The following is a 21,207-nucleotide window of genomic DNA, read 5'->3' as shown; positions in this document are numbered from 1 at the left end:
GAAGGAGTAGGCGGAGTTACCCGACGGGGTTGTCCTGCGGGACGTCGAGGACGATGTCGGCGGCGCGGGCGATGACCGGGGCGCGGGTGCGGCCGGGGTGGTCGGCGGCGAGGAAATGGCTGCCGATGGCCGCGCAGAAGGCGAGCAGGGCGCGGGCCTCGACCTCTTCGGGGTCGGCGCAGAAGGTGCCGATCGCGTCCCGCGCCAACTGAATCCGCTTGTTGTCCACGCGGCGCAGGCGGTCGGCGACGGTGTCGTCGCGGCGGGCCCATTCGCGGACGGCCAGGTCGATGGGGAGCAGGCGGTCGCTGGAGAAGGTGAGCTGCCCGGCCCGGCGGACCTTGTCCCGTGCGTCGCCGCCCTCCCGCTCCACTTGGTCGATGACGTCGTCGATGCTCTCGCGCTCCCAGGTGTCGAGCATCTCGGCCAGCAGTGCGTCGCGGTCGGCGAAGTACCCGTAGAAGCCGCCCTTGGTCACCCCCAGCGCCTTGGCGAGGGCCTCGATCCGCACCGTGTCCACCCCGCCTGCGGCCAGCGCCTGCAGTCCTGCCTCGACCCACTTCTCCCGCGGTGTACGCAATGCGCCCATCTGTGACCCACCTCACCCTGTCAAGCCTGTTGTACGGAGCCGTACAACAGGCCTAGTCTCGCGTTGTACGGCATCGTATAACTCGGGAGAGGACGCCGCATGTCATTCGGTTTCGTTGCCTTCCACTACCCCGCCCCGGAGCACCTCGAGGAGTTCGTTCGCGACTGTCACCAGGTCGCCGAGGCGATGCGGCGCCGGCCGGGCTTCGAGTCCGTCGGGGTCTGGGTCACCCCGGACGGCGACGCCGTCGTCACCACCGGCGCGTTCGAGTCCCAGGAGGCCTTCTCGGCGACGGCCGATGTCGCCCGCGAGATGGGCGCGACCCCCGACGGCCTGAGCGACCTGGAGGTCAGGCCCCGCGAGGTCCACTTCCTCGTGTCGCGCTAGGAGGCCCACCGGGACCGGCGCGTGGCCCTGCCACCTCCGCGGACCCGACGGACGCGCCTCAGCGCATGCGCACGAAGCGGACCGGTGTGCCCGGTACGGCCTGGGCGGCGGGTGCCAGGAAGCGTTCGGGGACCACGCCGACGACCGGATAGCCGCCGGTCGTGGGGTGATCGTGGAGGAAGAGCACCGGCAGGCCGTTGGGCGGGACCTGGAGGGCACCCAACGGCATGCCCTCGCTGGGGAGTTCGCCGGAGCGGGCGCGTTCCAGGGGCGGGCCCTCGGTCCGCAGGCCGATGCGGTTGCTCGCCGGGGAGACGGCGAAGCGGCCGGTGGTCAGGGTGCGCAGGCCGGCGTCGGTGAACCACGCGTCGCGCGGGCCGGGCAGGAAGGGGAGGACGAGTTCCGTCACCGGGCCGGGCTGCGGGACCACGTCCACGGCGACGGGCGGGGCGCCGGGGCGGCCCAGGGGGAGGACCGCGCCGTCGGCGAGCGGGTCGGGCCCCAGCCCCGAGAGCAGGTCCGTGGCGCGGCTGCCCAGGACGGGATCGGCCTCGATGCCGCCGCCGAAGGCGAGATACGCGCGCAGGCCGTGGGTGGCGGGCCCGGCTTCCAGGACGCCGCCCGCTGGGACGCACACGGGGGCGCCCCAGCGGGCGGGGCGGCCGTCGACCGTCACCGGGCAGGGAGCGCCGGTGACCGCGGCGACGGTCGCCGTGCGGACCCGTACGGCGCAGCCCGTCAGCGTCGTCTCCAGGGTGGCGGCCCGCTCCGGGTTGCCCACCAGGCGGTTGGCGAGGCGGTGCGCGGGCTCGTCGAGGGCGCCGGCCCGGGGCACGCCCAGGTGGGCATGGCCGGGCCGGCCGAGGTCCTGGACGGTGGTGAGCGCTCCGGCCCGTACGACCGAGAGGGCGCGGTCGGTCATCGGGCGGGCTCCTGGGGGACGAAGCGGACGCGGGTGCCGGGAGTGAGCAGCGCCGCGGGTTCGCGGGCGGGGTCCCACAGGACGGTGTCGGTGGTGCCGATCAGCTGCCAGCCACCGGGGGAGGAGCGGGGGTAGACGCCGGTGTACGGGCCCGCGAGGGCGACCGAGCCGACCGGGACCCTGGTGCGGGGCGTCGTCCGGCGGGGGACGTGCAGCTGCCGGGGCAGGCCGGTCAGATAGCCGAAGCCGGGGGCGAAGCCGCAGAAGGCGACCCGGAAGGCGGCGCCGGAGTGCAGACGGACGACCTCGTCGGGGGTGACGTCCCACAGGGCGGCCACCTCGGCGAGGTCGGGGCCGTCGTAGCGCACCGGTATCTCGACGGTGGGGCGGTTGCCGGACGTCAGGGGCGGGACGTCCCAGGTCGGCAGTTCCGCGAGGAGGCCGCGGGGGTCGGCGAGGCCGTCGACGAAGACCGTACGGGCGGCCGGCACGATCTCGCGCACCGGCGGCAGCGTGCCCTCGGCGGCGCGGCGCCGCAGCTCGGCGTGGAGCGCCGCGACCTCCTCGGCGCTCTCCAGCTCGATGAGCAGCCCGTGCTCACCGACGGGCAGCGGCCTCATGCACCGCTCCCGAATGCGTCACCTCGGGATGCGTCACTTCGGGATGCGCCGCTCGGGACGAAGCCGCGCACCTGCACGCCGGCCGCGGTCAGTTCGGAGCGCACGCGCCGGGCGAGGCCGGCCGCGCCGGGGGTGTCGCCGTGCAGGCACAGCGAGCGGGCCGTGATCGCGAGGTGCCGTCCGTCGACCGAGGTGACGGCGCGGTCGCGGGCCATGCCCAGGGCGCGCTTGACGACCTCGTCCGGGTCGTGGATCACGGCACCCGGCTCGCGGCGCGGGACGAGGGTGCCCTCGGCGGTGTAGGCCCGGTCGGCGAACGCCTCGCCGACGACGGGGAGCCGGGCCTCCCGGGCGGCGTGGTGCAGCCGCGAGCCCGCGAGGCCGAGGACGGGCAGCGGCGCGCCGCCCGCGGCGCGGATGCCGGCGACGACGGCGGCGGCCTGCTCCTCGTCGTGCACACAGCGGTTGTAGAGCGCGCCGTGCGGTTTGACGTAGCCGACGCGGGCACCGGCGGCACGCGCGAAGACCTCCAGCGCGCCGATCTGGTACGTGATTTCGTCGGCCAGCTCGTCCGGCGGGACGTCCATGGCGCGGCGGCCGAACCCGGCCAGATCGCGGTAGGAGACCTGGGCGCCGATGACCACGCCGCGCTCGGCGGCCTGCTCGCACACCCGGCGCATGGTGGACGGGTCGCCGGCGTGGAAGCCGCAGGCGATGTTCGCGCTGGTGACGACGGACAGCAGGGCGTCGTCGTCGGTGAGCTGCCAGCGGCCGAAGCCTTCCCCGAGGTCGGCGTTGAGGTCGATGACGGGAGGGGCCGCCGGGTCGGTCATGGGTGTCCGTTCCGTGTGGTGTGCACGTGCAGGGGCGCCGGTCAACGTACTGGATTGTTGAACGATCCGACAAGGGGTGTGTTGTCTCGTTCTCTCATCTGGGATTGACTGCCGCCGACACGGCAGCGGAGAGCGGGAGTGCAATGGCCGGCGGAGTGGCGAAGAACGATCAGCGGCGGCTGGCCGAGGTCAAGGGCCTGGAGTCGGACCGGGCCCTGCTCGGGCGCGCGAGCACCGCCGAGCGGGTCGCCGACATCCTGCGGGACCGGATCACCGAGGGCTTCTTCCCGCCCGGCGCCCGGCTGTCCGAGGAGAGCATCGGCGGCGCGCTGGGCGTCTCGCGCAACACTCTGCGGGAGGCGTTCCGGCTGCTCACGCACGAGCGGCTGCTGGAGCACCGGCTCAACCGCGGGGTGTTCGTACGGCTCGTGACGGTCGAGGACCTCGACGACATCTTCCGGGTCCGCATGATCGTGGAGTCCGCGGCGGTGCGGGGGCTGGGGAAGGGGCCGTACGACGCCGGGGTGAACGAGGCGATCGCGGCCATCGACGCGGCGGTGCGGGCCGGTGAGCGGGCCGCCGCGGACCGCGCCTGGGAGGACCTTTCGACCGCCAATATCCGCTTTCATCAGGCCGTCGTGGCCCTGGCGGGCAGCCCGCGCACCGATGAGCTGATGCGCGGCGTCCTGGCCGAACTCCGGCTGGTCTTCCACGTCATGGACGATCCGCAGCGCTTCTATGCGCCGTATCTGGTCCGCAACCGGCAGATCGCGGATGCGCTGCTGGCGGGCGAGGCGGCCGAGGCCGAACGGCTGCTGCTGGACTATCTGGAGGACTCGCGGGGCCAGTTGTCCGGGGCGTACGCCCAGCGCATCGCGGAGGGGTGAGGTCCGCGGGGAGTTCGCCCCCGCCAACCCCTTGTCGGATCGTTGAACAATCGCCTAGCCTCCTCGGCACTCTCCTCACCGTCCGTGGGGTCCCTGCATGTGGAAGGCGGACCCATGATCGTTCTCCTGGGTGTGCTCGTGGTGGTGGTCGGTTTCGCCACGAAACGCAATCCCCTCCTGGTCGTCGGGGCGGCCGGCATCGCCACCGGCTTCCTCGGCGGGCTCTCACCCGGCAAGGTGCTGGCCGCCTTCGGGGACGGCTTCGCCAACAGCCGCGCGGCGACGATCTTCGCCATCACCCTCCCGGTCATCGGCCTCCTGGAGCGCTACGGCCTCCAGGAGCAGGCCGCCAACCTCATCGCCAGGTTCGCCAAACTCACCACCGGACGCTTCCTCGCGCTCTATCTGGGCCTGCGGCAGATCGGCGCCGCGGTCGGGCTGACCAACGTCTTCGGGCCCGCGCAGACCGTCCGCCCGCTCGCCGTGCCGATGGCCGAGGGCGCCGCGGAGCGCAGGTACGGGCAACTCCCGGAACGGGCACGGGAGAAGGTCCGGTCGTTCGCCGCCAGTGCGGACAACGTCGGCCTGTTCTTCGGCGAGGACGTCTTCCTGGCCGTCGGCTCGATCCTGCTGATCACCGGCTTCGTCAACACCTCCTACGGCACCCACCTCGAGCCGCTGCACCTCGCGCTGTGGGCGATCCCCACCGCGGTGTGCGCCTTTGTCTTCCACGGCTGGCGACTGCTGAGGCTGGACCGCCGGTTGGAGCGTGAACTGGGCGCCGTCCCGGCCGGCACCGTCGCGATGGAGGCCGCCAAGTGATCAAGGCAGAGTGGTTCTACTGGCTGGTCGGCCTCAGCTTCCTGGTGATGGCCGCCCAGATGTTCACCGACCGCAGCAACCCCAAGCGCTTGGGCACCGGCGCCTTCTGGGGCCTGGTCGGCGCCGGATTCTTCTACAGCAGCTGGGTGGTCACCAAACAGGCGCCCGCCGAGCCGCTGGGCGTCGCGGTACTGGTCATGGCCGCTCTGGCGGGCTTCGGATGCACCGGGCGCGGCACCCCGCGCACCACCACCGCGACGGAGCGCGCGGCCGCCGCCGCCCGGCTCGGCAACAAGCTCTTCGTCCCCGCGCTCACCATCCCCCTCGTGGCGATGGTCTGCGCGATCGGCGTCAAGCACCTCTCCTTCGGGGGCGAACCCGTCCTCCAGGAGGGCAGCGAGACCATTCTGGGACTGGGCCTGGGCGCCGTCGTCGCCCTGGTCGTCGCCATGATCATGCTGCGCGAGAAGCGGATCTCGGTGCCCGTGCAGTCCGGCCGCTCCATGCTGGAGGCGATGGGCTGGGCGATGCTGCTGCCGCAGATGCTGGCCACGCTGGGCGCCATCTTCCAGGTCTCGGGCGTCGGCATCCAGGTGGGCAAGCTCGCCACCGCCGTGCTGCCCGAGGACTCGCTCCATGTCGCGGTCGTCGTCTACTGCGTGGGCATGTTCCTGTTCACCATGATCATGGGCAACGCCTTCGCCGCGTTCCCGGTGATGACCGCCGCCGTCGGCTGGCCGGTCCTGATCGGCCACTTCGACGGCAACCCCGCCGCCGTCCTGGCCCTCGGCATGCTCGCCGGATTCTGCGGCACCCTCGTGACCCCGATGGCCGCCAACTTCAACATCGTCCCGGCGGCCCTGCTGGAACTGAAGGACCGGTACGGGCCCATCAAGGCCCAGCTGCCGACCGCCGGCGTGCTGCTCGGCTGCAACATCGTCTTCATGTCCCTGTTCGCCTTCTGAGCCCGCCGAGGACCCCGATATGACCCGGGTACTGCTGACCGGATTCGAGCCCTTCGACGGCGAGTCGGTCAACCCCTCCTGGCAGGCGGTCCGCGCCGTCGCGGACGGGCCGCCCGCCGGCCTCGAGGTGTCCGCCGTGGAACTGCCCTGCGTCTACGGCGCCTCGCTGAGCGCCCTGCGTGCCGCGGTGGCGGACGCCCGTCCCGAGATCGTGGTGTGTGTCGGCCAGGCGGGCGGCCGCCCGGACGTCACCGTCGAGCGCGTCGCCATCAACGTGGACGATGCTCGCATTGCGGATGTTGCGGGCGCCGAGCCGATCGACGAGGCGATCGTGCCCGGCGGCCCCGCCGCGTACTTCTCCACCCTGCCGATCAAGGCCTGCGTGGCGGCGGTCCGCGCCGCGGGGGTGCCCGCCTCGGTCTCCAACACCGCGGGCACCTTTGTCTGCAACCACGTGTTCTACGGGCTCGCGCATCTCCTGGCCACCGAACTGCCCGGCGTACGGGGCGGCTTCGTCCACGTGCCCTACGCGCCGGAGCAGGTCGTCGACCGGGCCCAGCCCTCACTGCCCGTTGCGGCGGTGGCGCGGGCGCTGGGGGAGATCGCGGCCACGGCGGCCCGTGTGCGCACGGATGTCCGGGTGGCGGAGGGGGCTACGCACTGAGGGTGGGGGAGGGGCTTCGGTCTCCGGCTCCGACCTCAGGGCGGAGGCGCGGCTTCCGCCCCCCACCCCACCCACACACCCTCCCCCCCCACCCTGCCCTCCCCCCCCCGAAGGGGGGAGGGCAGGGTGGGGGGGGGGTGGGGGCGGGGGCGCGGAACGTCGCGGAACGGGGCCGCCGTAGACTGGTGCGTCGGCCGGTGAGCGGGTCCATCAACGGGCCCCGCAACGGTTCCACCAGCGGTTCCTGCGCGGTGGCGCACCGCGCCGTTTCGTCCGTTGTCAGTGCGAGCGCCTACTCTGTGCGACGTGACTTTTTCCGCCCCGGGGACCGCTGCGTCCCAGCTCAACGGGCCGGCCCGGCCCGCGCCGGGACCGGCCGCCGACGAAGGCCTGGCCCGTCGGCTGCGTGCCCTGGCATGCACCGCGCCGCTGCACGACCTCGACGCGCGCAAGGCCAACCTCGCGGGCGAGTACAGCGGCTACGCGATGGCGGAGGTGGCGCTCGCCGTCATCGACCTCGTCACCCTCAACATGGACTTCGACACCGGTGCCGATCATGAAGAGATAGTGGCCAAGGTGCTCCCGCGGGTCGCCGCCCAGGCTCCCCGGCGCGCCCAGGGCGAGCACGAACGGGTGGCCCGCTGGGTGCTGGAGAATCTGATCAACGTCGGCAGCGTGGACCGCGGCTTCCGGGCCGTCTACGGCACGTTCACCACCGACGGCGAGTACGTCCGCCGCGACTACGACTTCAAGCTCATCGAGGAGGTCCCGGGCCCCGGTGGCACGGTCTACCTCCGGGCCACCGACGAGGCGGTCAACGTCCTGGTCGGTGCGCTCGACACGGACGTCACCAGCGCCCAGATCGCCGCCGAGGTCAAGCTCGAGGTGCTGATCAGCCGCGGCCGGCTGGCCGACGCCCAGCTCGCCGCCGAGCAGGCCCGCTACCGCACCGTGCAGTACGCCGAGACGCTGCGCAAAACCCTGGACGCCACCCGGCGCAACGTCCGCGCGGTCGACTGGCTGGAGACCGTCCCGGACATGATCGCCGAGGCGCTGGACCATGTCGCGGACCGCTACCGCCACGAGAACGCCATCCTCACCAACATCCGCAAGGTCCGTGACGAGGCCGAGGCCGTCGACGAGAAGACCGGCGAGCACAAGCGGCGCGCCGCGGAGCTCGTCGACATCGTCAAGGACTGCATCCGGCGGCACACCCAGCTCCAGTCCCGGCTGCTGGAAGCCGGCCCGCTCTTCCGCGCCGAGCAGGACCGGCAGGCCTTCGCCACCCCCACCGCCCGCTCCGGCCTGGACCTCTACGGCCAGTTGGTCGCGCCGCTGCTGCCGCTGCCCGCCGAGCGGGCCATCCGCGTCACCGACGCCTTCTTCGCCCGCGGCACGGGCCTGCGCACCCCCTCCGCGGTGCGCGTCGGCGATCTCGTCGAGATGCTGCTCACGCCGCCCCTGGAGCGCGAACACCTCGGCGCCGAGATGCCCGAGCCCGATCTGGTGGCCACGCCGGACGACAGCCGCTTCAGCGAGGAGCAGCTCGACGCCGCGATGGAGCTCCTCGACCTGCCCGCCGACGCGCCCCGCCGGCTCTCCGGACTGCTGGCCGATGCGCGCCGTAAGGACCCCGAACTCCCTTATCTCGTGGCCCTGTTGGCGGTGCACGCCGCCAGCCCCCCGGTCGGTACGGCCTACCGCCAGGGCGAGTCGCAGCTGCTGTTCGCCGTGGACGACGGCACGGAGCTGGCCGATCCCGAGTTCGGCGGCGCCGACCTCATCGTCGGCACGGCCCTGCTGGACGCGGCCGGGATGGCCGCCGATCGCTCGGAGGTGGCCTGATGACCCCGAGCCCGATGCCCCCGAGCCCGATGTCCGCAGGCCCGATGCCCCCGAGCCCGACGCCCCCGGGATCGACGCCCACGGGACCGACGTCCCCGGGCCCGATGCGCCCGGCCCGCCGGATACCGCCGCCGCACACCCGCCCGGCCGTCCGGACCCCGCACAAGGAGCTTCAACCGTGACCGAGTCCATTGGGTACACCGCCGCCGACCAGGCGGTGCCCGAGTCCGTGAGCGACGCCCCGTCCTGGGGCGGGCCCGCGGACGAGACGCCGGCGCCGGCCGCCCCCGCGGCCCTGAGCCCGGCCGACGCCGCGGACGCCGCCCGGCTGGTCTCCTTCGGGCTCCAGCCCAAGCTGCTGCCCGCCCGCGACGCCGAGTACGGCGAGCTGCTGCGCCGCTATCGGGACGAGCCCGCCTTCGCCCGCCTCGCCGACGCGGTCGCCACCGGCCTGGGCCTGGTGGTCCTGGAGGTCTCCACCCGCGCCGGGATGGCCGTCACCGCCGCCGAGGACTCCGTCTTCGCCGTACGGATGGGCGACTACGCCCGCCGCGCCTCCACGGACTCCGCCGACCGCTTTCTGCACGGCCTGGCCCATCTCGCGGTCGCCGCGCTGGCGTTCCCGCGCCCCGAGGACCTCGCCGACGACGGCTACATCGGCCGGATCACCGTCAACGGCGTCGACGCGTTCGTCCGCCAGGCCTGCCGCCGCCTGGAGGAGCGCGCCGCGCAGGACGGCGAGAACACCGACCCGGTCAGCGATGCGCCCGGCCTGGAGTCGGCCTGGCGGGTCTATGCCCGGCGCAGCGCGACCGGCGCCACCAAGGACGCCCGGCGGCTGGCCGGTTCGACCACCGGCATCATCGCCAAGGCCGTCACCTTCCTCGTCGACTCCGGATTCCTCCAGCGCACCGGCGACGACGCCGGAGGCGCGTACCGCACCACCGCCCGCTATCAGCTCCAGGTCCGCGACATGGCCGGCAGCGCCGCCATGGCCGAGCTCCTGGAGCTGGGCGTGGTCCCCGTCGCCGACGGCAGCGGCTCGCTGCTGCCCGGCGAGGACACCGACGACCTCGAGCTGGTCGCCGGCGAGGGACTGCCCTTCCACTCCGGCTGACCGCCCGCGATCACCGCCGTACGACCGCTGTTCCGCCCGCCAGACCACCGACCGACACCACAACGAGAGTCCGCCATGTACGAGCTGTCCCGGGTCCGCCTCTACTCCATCGGGCCCGCCGGTGCGCGCTATGCCGACACGGTGCTGGACCTGCGCGGAGTCGGCGCGCCCGTGCCCCGACCGGCGCCGGCGCAGGCGGACTTCTTCGAGGACGAACCGGTCGGCCCGCCGCGCCGCCCGGCCCCGGCCGGCGTGCTCTTCCTGGAGAACGGCGGCGGCAAGTCCGTCCTGCTCAAGCTGATCTTCTCGGTGATGCTGCCGGGCCACCGCAACACCCTGGGCGGCGCCAGCTCCGGCGTCCTGCGCAAGTTCCTGCTCGCCGACGACTGCGGACATGTCGCCCTGGAATGGCAGCACGTCCTCACCGGCGAGAGCATCGTCGTCGGCAAGGTCAGCGAATGGCGCGGCCGCCAGGTCTCCAACGACCCCCGTAAGTTCGCCGAGGCCTGGTACAGCTTCCGGCCGGGCCCCGGGATGAGCCTGGACTCCCTCCCGGTGGCCGAGGCCACCATCGTCCGGCCCCGCCAGGAGAACGGCGAGGGCGCCTCCGGGGCGCAGGGCCGCCGCCGCACGATGAAGGGCTTCCGCGACGTCCTGACCGAGGCGGGGAAGAACTACCCGAATCTGGACGTGGTGTGGGAGGAGATCCACGAACGGTGGAACGAGCACCTCGGTGCGCTGGGCCTGGATCCGGAACTGTTCCGGTACCAGCGGGAGATGAACGCCGACGAGGGCGAGGCCGCCGGACTGTTCGCGGTCAAGAACGACTCCGACTTCACCGATCTGCTGCTGCGCGCCGTCACCGACACCCGTGACACCGACGGCCTGGCCGACCTGGTGCACGGCTTCGCGCACAAGCTCGGCCGACGCGCCGAGCTGACCGCCGAGCGGGACTTCACCGCCGGGTCGCTGGATCTGCTGTCGCGGATCGCCGAGGCCGCCGAGCAGCGCGAGCGGGCCCGCGAGGTCCATGCGGGGGCCGAGCGGCGCACCCGGGGCCTGGCCCAGCGGCTGCATGCCCGCGGCACCCTGGAGCGTGGCCGGGCCGCCGAGCTCGCCGAACAACTCGCCGCCGCGGCGCACCGCGTCACCGACGCCGAACGCACCCGCGAACGCCGCTCCCTGGTCTCCGCCGAGCTGGCCTACCGCCATGCCTCGCTGGCGCTGGCCGCCGCCGAGAAGGGCGCCGCCGCCCAGCGCCGCGAGCTGAACGACGCCCGTACGCTGCACAGCGCCTGGCAGGCCGCCGAGATCGCGCTCCGGCACCGCGCCGCCGCCGACCGCTCCGCGCGGGTCGCGGCCGCCATCCGCGAGGCCGAGCGGGACGCCGCCCCGGCGCTCGCCGCCCGTGCCACCGCCGCCACCGACCTCGTCCGCGCCCTGCACACGGCCGCCGAGGCGGGCGAGCGGAACGCCAACGAGGAAGAGGAACGATCCGCCGCCCTCCAGGAGGCCGGCGAATCGGCGCACCGCGACGCCACCGCCGCCGCCACCCACGCCCAGCGCGCCCGCAGCGAGGCCGATCACCTCAAACAGCGGCTGGCCGAGGTCGCCCAGGAGACCGCCGAGGCCGTCCGGGCCGGCTGGCTGGACGACTCCGCCCCGGACGCCGACCCGGCCCGCGCCGCGCTCGCCGCCTCCGACGCGGAGAAGACCGCGGTCGAGGCCTGGGACTCGGCCCGCGAGGCCGCCCGGCAGGCCACCGACCGTGCCCGGGAAGCCGCGGCCCGGCACTCCGCAGCGGAGCTGGCGGCGGCCCGCGCCGAGGACGCCGCCACCGCCGCACACCGTGCGTACGACGCCGAACGCCGTGCCGCCGGGGCGATCGGCGCCGAGCAGCGGCTCGCCGACCTCCTCGGACTTCCCGAGGCGAAGGCCGTCGCGCTGCCCGGCCCCCGCACGGCCGACGCCGGTGCGGACGGCGACGGTCCGGACGGCGACGATCCCGCGGGGCCGCTGACCGCCGAGGAGCTGGACGGCAACGCCGACGCGCTGCGCGAGCTGCTCGAGGAGGGCGTGGCCGCGGCCGAGCGCCAGCTGTTCGACCTGCGCACGGCCGCCGCCGACGACTCCCGGATCCTGGGCGCGCTGGGCGACGGCGGACTGCTGCCGCCGGGGCCCGATGTGCTCGCCGCCGTGGAGTACTTGGGCGAGCACGGCGTCCCCGCGCTGCCCGGCTGGCGCTATCTCGCCCAGTCCGTCGACCCGGCCGACCACGCCCGGGTGCTCGCCGCCCGCCCCGAGCTGGTCGACGGCGTGATCATCACGGACCCCGACACCCACGCTCGGGCCCGCGAGGTGCTCGCCCAGGCCGCGCTGCTGCCCCGCTCCGCGGTCGCCGTCGGCACGGCCGCCGCGCTGCTCGCGCCCACCCCCGCCCCCGACGGCTCGGACAGCGGCGCCTCCCAGGTATTTCTCGTCCCGCCGAACCCCGCGATGCACGACGAATCGGCGGCGGACGAGGAACGGCAGGCGCTGCGCACCCGCGCCGCCGAGCGCGACGAGGAGATCCGCCGGCTCGCCGCCCGCCTCGCCGGGGACCGCGCGCTGGCCGCCCGGCTCGCGTCCTGGCGGACGGGATGCCCGCAGGGCCGCCTCGCCGAGCTGGCCGAGGCCGCGGAGCAGACCCGTACGGCCGCGGACGCGGCGGCGGCCGAGCTGGCCGAGGCCCGTACGGTCCGTGCCGAGGCCGACGAGGTCGCGGCCGAGGCCACCCGGGTGCGCGACGAGCGGCAGGAGAGCGCCCAGCGCGCCCGCCGCGCCGCCGACCTGCTGGCCGGGCTCGCCCACCGCCTGCGCGAGCGCCCCGCCTGGCAGTCGCGGCTGCGTGAACTGGCCGATGAGGCGGCCGAGTTCGAGGCCCGCGCCGAGGAGTGCGTGGACCGCGCACGGGCCGCCGACGAGGACCGCCGGGCCGCCCAGCGCACCGCCGACGACGCCCGCCGCACCGCCCGCGCGCTGCGCGCCGAGCGGGCCGAGATCGCCGGCGTACCGGACGACCCGGGCGCCGCGCCCGAGGGGGCGAATGCCTCGCTGCCCGCGCTGCGCGAGGCCTACCGCGCCGCCTCCCAGGTCTACGAAAAGGTCGGTGTCGGCGCCGATCTGCGCGCCGAACAGGCCCGCGCCGAGGGCGACGAATCCGCGGCCCTGGCCGAGCTGAACCGCCTCACCAACAAGGTCCGCACCCGCGCCGAGGCGCTCCTGGAGAGCCCCGAGGCCGCCGACGGCCCGTCCCGTCAGGCCGCCGCGGCCCGCGCCGAATCGCTCGTCCAGATGCTGGAGACCCGCGCCTCGGCCGCCAGCGAGCAGCTCGGCCGGCTGCGCGGCGAGGCCGAGCGGCTGGCGCCCGTCGACGGCGAGGCGCACACCGAGCTGCCCGACGAGCTGGTCCCCGGGGACGCCGACCGCGCCAAGGAGCTGCTGCGCGCCGCCAACGCCGAACTGGCCACCGCCACCGAGGCGTTGGCGGACGCCCGCGCACGGCACGAAGAGCTGCTGCGCGGCCACCGCGCCGCCGAGGACGCGGCCGGCGGCTTCGACGAGACCGCCGCGCTGCTGCGCGATCTGCTCCGGGACAACCAGAACACCGAGGGCGCGGCGGACGCGGCGCAGGCCGAGATCGAGCCGTACGCCGGGCGGCCGGAGGAGGCCCGGCAGGCCGCGGCCGAGTCCCGCCGTTCGCTGCGCGGCTGCGCCGCCGACCTCTCCGCCGCCGATGCCGCGGTCCGCGAGGCCTCCGACATCCTCGTACGGCACGCCAACTCCACCCGCTACGAACAGGTCCGCACCCCCGCCCGGCAGCAGATCCGCGAACTGCCCGCCGCGGCCCTGCCCGACCACGCGGCCAAGTGGGCGGAGGCCTTCGCGCCCCGGCTGCGGGTGCTCACCGACGAGCTGGCGCAGCTGGAGCGCAACCGCGACTCCATCGTCGACCGGCTGCGCGGCCTGGTGGAGTCGTCCCTGACGACGCTGCGCTCCGCCCAGCGGCTGTCCCGGCTGCCGGAGGGGCTGGGGGAGTGGTCGGGCCAGGAGTTCCTGCGGATCCGCTTCGAGGACCCCGATCAGGCCACGCTCACCGAGCGGCTGGGCGAGGTCATCGACGAGGCGACCCGTTCGGCGGTCAAGAAGAACAGCGATCTGCGGCGGGACGGGATGTCCCTGCTGCTGCGCGGCGTCGGCGCGGCGCTGCTGCCGCGCGGTGTGGCCGTGGAGATCCTCAAGCCGGACGCGGTGCTGCGCGCCGAGCGGGTGCCCGTCGGGCAGATGGGCGATGTCTTCTCCGGCGGCCAGCTGCTGACCGCTGCCATCGCCCTGTACTGCACGATGGCGGCGCTGCGCAGCAACGACCGGGGCCGCGACAAGCAGCGGCACGCCGGCACGCTGTTCCTCGACAACCCCATCGGCCGCGCCAACGCCACCTATCTGCTGGAGCTCCAGCGCGCCGTCGCCGATGCGCTCGGCGTTCAGCTGCTCTATACGACCGGTCTCTTCGACACCACCGCGCTGGCGGAGTTCCCGCTGGTCATCCGGCTGCGCAATGACGCGGACCTGCGCGCCGGGCTGAAGTACATCAGCGTCGAGGAGCATCTGCGGCCCGGCCTGCCGCAGCAGGATGCGGCGGGGGAGGCGGTGCACGGCCAGATCACGGCGACGCGGATGTACCGCCGCCCGGACGAGGCACCGCAGGTGCCCGTCCAGCAGGAGACGGGGCCGGAGGACGCGCCGGACGGCTCCGCGGGCTGACGGCTCGTCAGGATGTGGCCGTCAGGGCGCGGTCGTCAGAGCGTGACCACCGACCGCAGTACCTCGCCGCGCCGCATCTTGGCGAAGGCCGCCTCCAGGTCCTCGAGCCCGATGGTCTCGGTGACGAACCGGTCCAGGTGGAGCTTGCCGCTCAGGTAGAGATCGATCAGGACCGGGAAGTCGCGGCTGGGCAGGCAGTCGCCGTACCAGGAGGACTTCAGGGCGCCGCCGCGGGAGAAGAGGTCGATGAGCGGGAGTTCGATCCTCATCTCCGGGTCGGGTACGCCCACTTGGACCAGGGTTCCGGCGAGGTCGCGCATGTAGAAGGCCTGGGTGTACGTCTCCGGGCGGCCGACGGCGTCGATGACGACATCGGCGCCGTGGCCGCCGGTGAGCCCCCGGACCGCCTCGACCGGGTCCGTACCCCGGGAGTTGACGGTGTCGGTGGCGCCGAACCGCTCGGCGGCGTCCAGCTTGCCGTCGTCCAGGTCGATGGCGATGACGCGCCGCGCGCCGGCCCGGGAGGCCCCGGCGATGGCGGCGTTGCCGACGCCGCCGCAGCCGATGACGGCGACGGTGTCGCCGCTGCCGACGGCCCCGGTGTGCACGGCGGCGCCGTAACCCGCCATCACGCCGCAGCCGATGAGCCCGGCGGCCTCCGGGCGGGCCGCGGGGTCCACCTTCACCGCTTGGCCGGCCGCGACCAGCGTCTTCTCGGCGAACGCGCCGATCCCCAGGGCCGCGGACAGCGGGGTGCCGTCCAGGAGGGTCATCGGCTGGGCGGCGTTACGGGAGTCGAAGCAGTACCAGGGGCGGCCGCGGCGGCAGGACCGGCACTGGCCGCAGGGCGCCCGCCAGGCGAGCACCACATAGTCGCCGGGAGCCAGGTCCGTGACGCCGGGGCCGACGGCCTCGATGAGACCCGCCGCCTCGTGGCCGAGCAGATACGGGAAGTCCTCGCCGATCGCGCCCTCGCGGTAGTGCAGATCGGTATGGCAGACGCCGCAGGCCTGGACGGCGACCAGTACTTCCCCCGGGCCGGGATCCGGCACCAGGATCGTCTGCACCTCGGCGGGTGCACCCTTTTTGACGGCGACGGCGGCGCGGACTTCGTACGGCATGTCTCACTCCTCAACAACGCCCGGACGACGATCCGGCAGTGCGGCGACGTCGGTCCAAAGTTGCTTATGGCGCTCTGGGTTGCGCCATGGGAGACATGCTGGAAGCCCGTCAGGGATCCGTCAAGAGGCGAATTCCCGCTGCCCGATGAGTGCCGGATGAGTGCCTGATGACTGCCTGAGTGGCTGCCCGATGGCTGCCCGGCGACTGCCCGGAGACCGCCGCCCGCCACCCCGCCGCGGGCCGCCGGTCACCCCGGGTAGCCCATCCGGCGGGAGAGATCGGCGGCGGCTTTCGCGGACCGCTCCGCGAGCTCCGGGAGCAGGGCGCGCTCCATCCGGTACGCCGGCCCCGAGACGCCGATCGCCCCGATCACCGCGCCGTCGTGCGCCCGCACCGGCGCCGCCACCGCGTTCAGCCCGATCTCCAGCTCCTCGGTGGAACGGGCGAATCCGTCCGCGAAGGCGGCCGTCAGCTGCTCGCGCAGCCCGGTGGGCGTGGTCAGGGTGTTCTCGGTGAACCGGGCGAGTTTGCGGGTCACCAGGGCCTCCCGGCGCTCCCGGGGCAGATGGGCCAGCAGCACCTTGCCGCTGGCGGTGGCGTGCAGCGGGGTGCGCCGGCCCAGCCAGTTGTACGCGGTCACCGCCGCGGCGCCTCTGGCCTGCATGATGTTGACCGCCGCATCGCCGTCCAGCACCGCGATGTTGGCGGTCTCCCCGGTGTCGTCGGCGAGCGCCCGGCACACCGGCTGGCCCTCCTGCGAGATGTCCAGCCGGATCGCCGCCGCGCCCGCCAGCCGCAGCACCCCGGCGCCCAGGAAGTACTTCCCGCGCTCCTTCTCCTGGCCCACCAGCCCACGGTTCTCCAGCACCCCGAGGATCCGGAACGCGGTCGACTTGTGGACGCCCAGCTCCTCGGAGAGCTCGGTCACCCCGGCCTCGCCCAGCCGGGCCAGCAGCTCCAGCACGCTCACCGCGCGGTCCACCGACTGGACGGAGCCCGCCGCGCCGCGCCGCTCCTCCGGCCGCTCCGTCGCCGCCCCGCCCGACGCCCGCGACGTGTCCGGTGCGTCCGGTGCGTTCGATGGGTTGGCTGCGTTTGATGCGTTCGATGTGCTTGACATGGGTGTTTGCGTCACCGCCCGTTCGGCCACCGCGGGGCGTCTCCCAGGGCGCTTGTCCGGATCTCCGGAAAGCCCTTGACGGCCCGCTCCCCGACTTGGATTCTGTTGCGCATCACGCTCTGCGATGCGTTATTCAAAACGATGATACCGATCAGCGCGAGGGGGGCCAGATGATTGCCGTCTGCCGCATCGAGGACCTGCCCGAGGGCGAGTCCCTACGGATCGAGATCGACGACACCACGCCGGCGATCGCCGTCTTTCACGCCGAGGGCGGTTTCTACGCCGTCGACGACACCTGCAGCCACCAGGACGCCTCGCTCTCCGAGGGCTGGGTCGAGGGCTGCTTCGTCGAATGCCCGCTGCATGCGGCGCTGTTCGACCTGCGGACCGGAGCGCCGACCTGCCTGCCCGCCCGTCGTCCCGTGCGGACCCACGAGGTCAGCGTCGTGGACGGCATGATCCATGTCCGGCCCGCCGTACGGGAAGAGGCGGTGGCGTAACGGCCGGTCGCGCTCAGGCGGCCGCGCGGTCGATCCGGGACGGGCCGTCCCGTGTCTCCCGCGCCGCCGCCCGGCGCGCCCGCCGCCGCTCGCGGCGCAACTCCCGTGCCGTACTGCTCGGTTGGGACTGCACACCATGGCGCTGCACCCACACCTGACGCGTCACCCACACATCCAGCACGGCCCAGGTCGCCACCACGATGCTGGCGACCGTGCTGAGCACCATGGGAAAGGCAAGCCAGGAACCCGCCAGTGTGGTCAAGAAGGCGACCATGGCTTGAATTAGCGTGATCGCGACGATGATGACGGCCCGCACCGCGGCGGTCCGTACGGGATCCGCCATCCGGCGCCGCGGCGTCGGCTCCTCGTGCCACAAGGGACGCCTGTCGGTGTCCATGAAATCGTCACACTCCCCGCACTCTCCCCGCCTGTCCGACTCCTCGGTGGCTGCCCGGATTTTGCCGGATACCTGTCCCTGGTGCCGCTCCCCGTCCTCCCTTATCGTCACGCACCGTTCCGGCGAGGAGTTCCCCGGGGGAGGAGAATTCCGGCCACTCGGCGGGCCCGCGCACCCCGTACCCGCGCGGTGCGCAAGACCCCTGACCACGGGCGTGTTGTCCGCGTATCGACGGACAACACGTGACGATCCCGCCGTGCCTGCGGTCCCCAACGTCCAAGCAGGTCTTCGGGTTGGTCACTCGGCAGTAGTAGGCTCTCGCCGTTTGTTGACGGAACACCACCCCCGTGCGCCGGGGTTGACGTAGGGGAGGCCATGCGCTTTCGCGGAAAGTCGATCCGCCGGAAGATCGTGGCGTTGCTGCTCGTACCGCTGGTGTCCCTGACGGCCATGTGGACGTTCGCGACGTACATCACCGGGCGCGAGGCCAACCAGCTGCTCGATGTCGCCAACGTCATGCAGAAGGTCGGCTATCCGGCCGAGGATGTCGTCCAGGCCCTCCAGCGCGAGCGCCGCCAGAGCCTGCTGTATCTCGCGGACCGGCGCGGCGCCGACGCGCTCACCCAGCTGCGGCAGCAGACCCGGGCCACCGACGAGGCCATCGCCCGGCTGCGCGGCAACGCCCAGGATCCGGACGTGCTCGACGAGCTGCAGGGCGGGGTGGCCTACCGGGCCAAGAACGTCATCGAGACCCTGGCCGGGCTGCCCGAACTGCGCAAACAGGTCGAGGACAACACCGTCAGCCGCGACGAGACCCTGGAGGCGTACAACTCCATGGTCGACCCCAACTACGACTTCCTCTCCTCGCTCAACTCCCTGCAGAGCGTGGAGATGGACAAGCAGGCCCGCGCGCTGGTGCAGGTCACCCGCGCCCGCGAGTCCTTCTCCCGCGAGGACGCGCTGATGTCCGCGGCGCTCGCCTCCGGCAGCATGAGCAGGCGCGATCTGCGGATGCTCGCCGACCGGGTCGCCGAACGCCGGATCCTCTACGGCACCAGCCTCACCCTCCTGCCCGCCAAGGACCGCGGGATCTTCGAGGACTACTGGCGCTCGGCCAGGGCGCGCGAGGTGGCCTCCTACGAGGACACCGCGATCGCGGCCGGCGCCCGCTCCGCGCCGCACGTCGTCAACGCCGAGCGCTGGAACACCGCCGCGGACAAGGTGCTCGACGACCTCACCCGGATGGGCAAGGAGGCCGGTGACCGCTACCAGAAGCGCGTCGAGCCGTACGCCACCCACGTCGTCCTCAAGGCCGTCATCGCCGGCGTCCTCGGCTTCGTCGCGCTGCTGGTCTCGGTCATCGTCTCGTTCCGTATCGGCCGTAAGCACGTCAAGGACCTGACCCGGCTGCGCAAGGCCGCGCACGAGGTCTCCGGTGTGCGCCTGCCCAGCGTGATGCGCCGGCTCGCGGCCGGTGAACAGGTCGATGTGGAGACCGAGGCGCCCCGGCTCGACTTCGGCCAGGACGAGACCGGCCAGGTCGGCCAGGCGCTCAACACCCTCCAGCGGGCCGCCGTCGAGGCCGCCGTCAAGCAGGCGGACATGCGCCGCGGCGTCTCCGAGGTGTTCGTCAACCTCGCCCGCCGCAGCCAGGTGCTGCTGCACCGCCAGCTGACCCTCCTGGACGCCATGGAGCGGCGCACCGAGGACACCGACGAACTCGCCGACCTCTTCCGCCTCGACCACCTCACCACCCGTATGCGGCGGCACGCCGAGGGCCTGGTCATCCTCTCCGGCGCGGCTCCGTCCCGGCAGTGGCGCAAGCCGATCCAGCTGATGGACGTGGTGCGCGCGGCGGTCGCCGAGGTGGAGGACTACGAACGGATCGAGGTGCGGCGGCTGCCGCGGCTCGCGGTGGACGGCCCGGCCGTCTCCGACCTCACCCACCTGATCGCCGAACTCCTGGAGAACGCCACCGTCTTCTCGCCGCCGCACACCGCCGTGCAGGTCCTGGGCGAGCGGGTCACCAACGGCTTCACCCTCGAGATCCACGACCGCGGTCTGGGCATGGCCCCCGACCTGCTGCTGGACGCCAATCTCCGGCTCGCCGAGACCCCGGAGTTCGAGCTGTCCGACACCGACCGGCTGGGCCTGTTCGTGGTCAGCCGGCTCGCCCTGCGGCAGGGCGTACGGGTCTCCCTGCAGACCTCTCCGTACGGCGGCACCACGGCCGTGGTCTTCATCCCCGGCGCGATCCTGACCGAGACCTCCGAGGGCGGCCGCGAGGACACCGGAGCGCATGCCCTCGACCCGGCTGACCGGCGCGGCGGCAACGAGCTGGAGCGCGCCGCGGGCCGGCAGGCGCTGTCCCGGGGGCCGGCGGCGCTTCCGGAGCGCCGCACCCCGCGCGTCATCGACGGCCCGGTCGAACTGGAGGCGCCGCTCGCCCTGGACGAGTTGGGGCCCCTGGACGACGACGCGGACAGCGTCTTCCGCGGCCGGGAACGCGGCCGTGAGCGGCCCGGACCGGCAGCCCGGCCGACCGGCCCCACTCCTTCTCCGGCGGCACCGCCCGGCCTGGTGCCGGTCCGGTCCGGCGAGCAGCATCAGCAGGCCCGCGACCAGACGCCCGGCGGCGGCCCCGCCCCGCTGCCGCGCCGCCGCAAGCCGCCGGTCCTGGTCTCCGACCACGGCAGGACGGTCGACGACGGGGACGCGCATGCACAGGCGTCCGCCGGTCAGGACGAACCGCAGCGCCGCGGTCCGCGGCGGCCGGAGCCCGTCGAGGAGCCGCCCGCGGGCGGCGCCCCCGAGGCCCCCGCCCCGCCGACGCCGGGCGGGCTGCCCCGCCGGGTACGCCAGGCCAGCCTGGCGCCCCAGCTGCGGCAGGACCCCGACCGGCAGGCCGGCGAGCACCCGGGCGAGCAGCCCGCGGACGACCGCGACGCCGACGCCGTACGGGCCCGGATGGCCTCGCTCCAGCGCGGCTGGCAGCGCGGCCGCCGCGACAGCGAGGACACCGCGGCCGATGACCGTCCCGACGGCGACGGCCCGGCACACGACGACACCCACCGCACCGAGGCCGGCCACGAGGCGCCGGCCCACGGCGACGACGGTGACAGCACAGCACCAGGAACCACATCGGGAGGGGACGGTCCATGACCGCATCGAAGGCAGCAGCGTCCATCGCCACGGCGCCGGGAAACGCACAGCAGGGGGCCGGTGACCTGAACTGGCTCCTGGACGAGCTGGTGGAGCGGGTCGGCTCGATACGCAAGGCACTGATCCTCTCCAGCGACGGCCTGGCCACCGGCGCCTCGAAGGACCTGACCCGCGAGGACGGCGAGCATCTGGCCGCGGTCGCCTCCGGTTTCCACAGCCTGGCCAGGGGGGTCGGCCGGCACTTCGAGGCGGGCCGGGTCCGGCAGACCCTGGTCGAGCTGGACGATGCGTTCCTGTTCGTCAGCGCGGCCGGTGACGGCAGCTGCCTGGCCGTCCTGGCCGACGCCGACTCCGACGTGGGGCTGATCGCCTACGAGATGACGCTGCTGGTCAAGCGCGTCGGTACGCACCTGGGCGCGGCGCCCAGGTCAGGTCCGGCCACCTGATCGGCG

18 protein-coding genes are annotated in these 21,207 nt (G+C 73.8%); 11 read left to right on the top strand and 7 right to left on the bottom strand.

Features of this window, described 5'->3' with window-relative positions; genetic code table 11:
- Nucleotides 1-16: 16 nt before the first annotated feature.
- Nucleotides 17-589: a TetR/AcrR family transcriptional regulator gene (locus tag AC5677_RS05905; protein ID WP_497193937.1), complete on the bottom strand. Its 573-nt coding sequence runs from the start codon at nt 587-589 to the stop codon at nt 17-19.
- A gap of 99 nt (nt 590-688) precedes the next feature.
- Between AC5677_RS05905 and AC5677_RS05900 the strand changes: the two genes are divergently transcribed.
- Complete coding sequence (locus tag AC5677_RS05900; protein ID WP_497193936.1) at nt 689-976, top strand: putative quinol monooxygenase; 288 nt, start codon at nt 689-691, stop codon at nt 974-976.
- Nucleotides 977-1,034: 58 nt separating this feature from the next.
- Here AC5677_RS05900 and AC5677_RS05895 read toward each other — a convergent pair whose 3' ends face one another.
- The 3 genes from AC5677_RS05895 to AC5677_RS05885 are packed head-to-tail and all read right to left on the bottom strand — an operon-like array spanning nt 1,035 to nt 3,351.
- Nucleotides 1,035-1,898 carry a 5-oxoprolinase subunit C family protein gene (locus AC5677_RS05895; protein WP_497193935.1) on the bottom strand — a complete coding sequence of 288 codons (864 nt, stop codon included), beginning with the start codon at nt 1,896-1,898 and terminating at the stop codon, nt 1,035-1,037.
- A complete protein-coding gene (gene pxpB, locus AC5677_RS05890) occupies nt 1,895-2,518 on the bottom strand; it encodes a 5-oxoprolinase subunit PxpB (protein WP_497193934.1) in 624 nt (207 codons plus the stop codon). Before pxpB ends, AC5677_RS05895 begins: the two co-directional genes overlap by 4 nt.
- Entirely contained in the window at nt 2,515-3,351 is an 837-nt protein-coding gene (locus tag AC5677_RS05885) for a LamB/YcsF family protein (RefSeq protein ID WP_497193933.1), read from the bottom strand. Before AC5677_RS05885 ends, pxpB begins: the two co-directional genes overlap by 4 nt.
- Before the next feature lie 143 nt (nt 3,352-3,494).
- Here AC5677_RS05885 and AC5677_RS05880 point away from each other — a divergent pair, with 143 nt between their 5' ends.
- The 7 genes from AC5677_RS05880 to AC5677_RS05850 all read left to right on the top strand — a co-directional run bounded on the left by AC5677_RS05880 (nt 3,495) and on the right by AC5677_RS05850 (nt 14,454).
- A complete protein-coding gene (locus tag AC5677_RS05880; RefSeq protein WP_497193932.1) occupies nt 3,495-4,238 on the top strand; it encodes a GntR family transcriptional regulator in 744 nt (247 codons plus the stop codon).
- A 114-nt stretch (nt 4,239-4,352) separates the two neighbouring features.
- Nucleotides 4,353-5,060 (top strand): DUF969 domain-containing protein, encoded by a 708-nt coding sequence (locus AC5677_RS05875; RefSeq protein ID WP_497193931.1) that lies wholly within the window; start codon nt 4,353-4,355, stop codon nt 5,058-5,060.
- Nucleotides 5,057-6,025, top strand: coding sequence for a DUF979 domain-containing protein (locus tag AC5677_RS05870; RefSeq protein ID WP_497193930.1), 969 nt, complete (start codon nt 5,057-5,059; stop codon nt 6,023-6,025). The genes AC5677_RS05875 and AC5677_RS05870 overlap by 4 nt, the downstream gene beginning before the upstream one ends.
- A 19-nt stretch (nt 6,026-6,044) precedes the next feature.
- A complete protein-coding gene (gene pcp, locus AC5677_RS05865) occupies nt 6,045-6,689 on the top strand; it encodes a pyroglutamyl-peptidase I (RefSeq protein WP_497193929.1) in 645 nt (214 codons plus the stop codon).
- Nucleotides 6,690-6,995: 306 nt separating this feature from the next.
- Nucleotides 6,996-8,534 carry a hypothetical protein gene (locus AC5677_RS05860; protein ID WP_497193928.1) on the top strand — a complete coding sequence of 513 codons (1,539 nt, stop codon included), beginning with the start codon at nt 6,996-6,998 and terminating at the stop codon, nt 8,532-8,534.
- A gap of 217 nt (nt 8,535-8,751) precedes the next feature.
- Nucleotides 8,752-9,651 carry a hypothetical protein gene (locus tag AC5677_RS05855; RefSeq protein ID WP_497196521.1) on the top strand — a complete coding sequence of 300 codons (900 nt, stop codon included), beginning with the start codon at nt 8,752-8,754 and terminating at the stop codon, nt 9,649-9,651.
- A gap of 75 nt (nt 9,652-9,726) precedes the next feature.
- Entirely contained in the window at nt 9,727-14,454 is a 4,728-nt protein-coding gene (locus tag AC5677_RS05850; RefSeq protein ID WP_497193927.1) for a coiled-coil domain-containing protein, read from the top strand.
- Between the two features lie 35 nt (nt 14,455-14,489).
- On the opposite strand, the gene AC5677_RS05845 is transcribed toward AC5677_RS05850, so the two are convergent.
- Together AC5677_RS05845 and AC5677_RS05840 are read right to left on the bottom strand one after the other, a co-directional pair.
- The gene (locus tag AC5677_RS05845) at nt 14,490-15,575 is read right to left on the bottom strand and encodes an S-(hydroxymethyl)mycothiol dehydrogenase (protein WP_497193926.1); all 1,086 of its coding nucleotides are present in this window, start codon (nt 15,573-15,575) and stop codon (nt 14,490-14,492) included.
- A 248-nt stretch (nt 15,576-15,823) separates the two neighbouring features.
- Nucleotides 15,824-16,696 (bottom strand): IclR family transcriptional regulator, encoded by an 873-nt coding sequence (locus AC5677_RS05840; protein ID WP_497193925.1) that lies wholly within the window; start codon nt 16,694-16,696, stop codon nt 15,824-15,826.
- Nucleotides 16,697-16,866: 170 nt separating this feature from the next.
- Here AC5677_RS05840 and AC5677_RS05835 point away from each other — a divergent pair, with 170 nt between their 5' ends.
- Nucleotides 16,867-17,196 carry a bifunctional 3-phenylpropionate/cinnamic acid dioxygenase ferredoxin subunit gene (locus AC5677_RS05835; RefSeq protein WP_403507960.1) on the top strand — a complete coding sequence of 110 codons (330 nt, stop codon included), beginning with the start codon at nt 16,867-16,869 and terminating at the stop codon, nt 17,194-17,196.
- A gap of 13 nt (nt 17,197-17,209) precedes the next feature.
- On the opposite strand, the gene AC5677_RS05830 is transcribed toward AC5677_RS05835, so the two are convergent.
- Nucleotides 17,210-17,593, bottom strand: a complete 384-nt coding sequence (locus AC5677_RS05830) for a hypothetical protein (RefSeq protein WP_497193924.1) — start codon at nt 17,591-17,593, stop codon at nt 17,210-17,212.
- Between the two features lie 375 nt (nt 17,594-17,968).
- Between AC5677_RS05830 and AC5677_RS05825 the strand changes: the two genes are divergently transcribed.
- Complete coding sequence (locus AC5677_RS05825) at nt 17,969-20,755, top strand: sensor histidine kinase (protein WP_497193923.1); 2,787 nt, start codon at nt 17,969-17,971, stop codon at nt 20,753-20,755.
- The gene (locus tag AC5677_RS05820; protein WP_497193922.1) at nt 20,752-21,201 is read left to right on the top strand and encodes a roadblock/LC7 domain-containing protein; all 450 of its coding nucleotides are present in this window, start codon (nt 20,752-20,754) and stop codon (nt 21,199-21,201) included. The genes AC5677_RS05825 and AC5677_RS05820 overlap by 4 nt, the downstream gene beginning before the upstream one ends.
- Nucleotides 21,202-21,207: the final 6 nt, after the last annotated feature.

The organism is Streptomyces sp. JLSY215 (assembly GCF_059682825.1).
The sequence above is the reverse complement of the archived record's forward strand: the minus strand, read 5'-3'. Positions and strand labels throughout refer to the sequence as shown.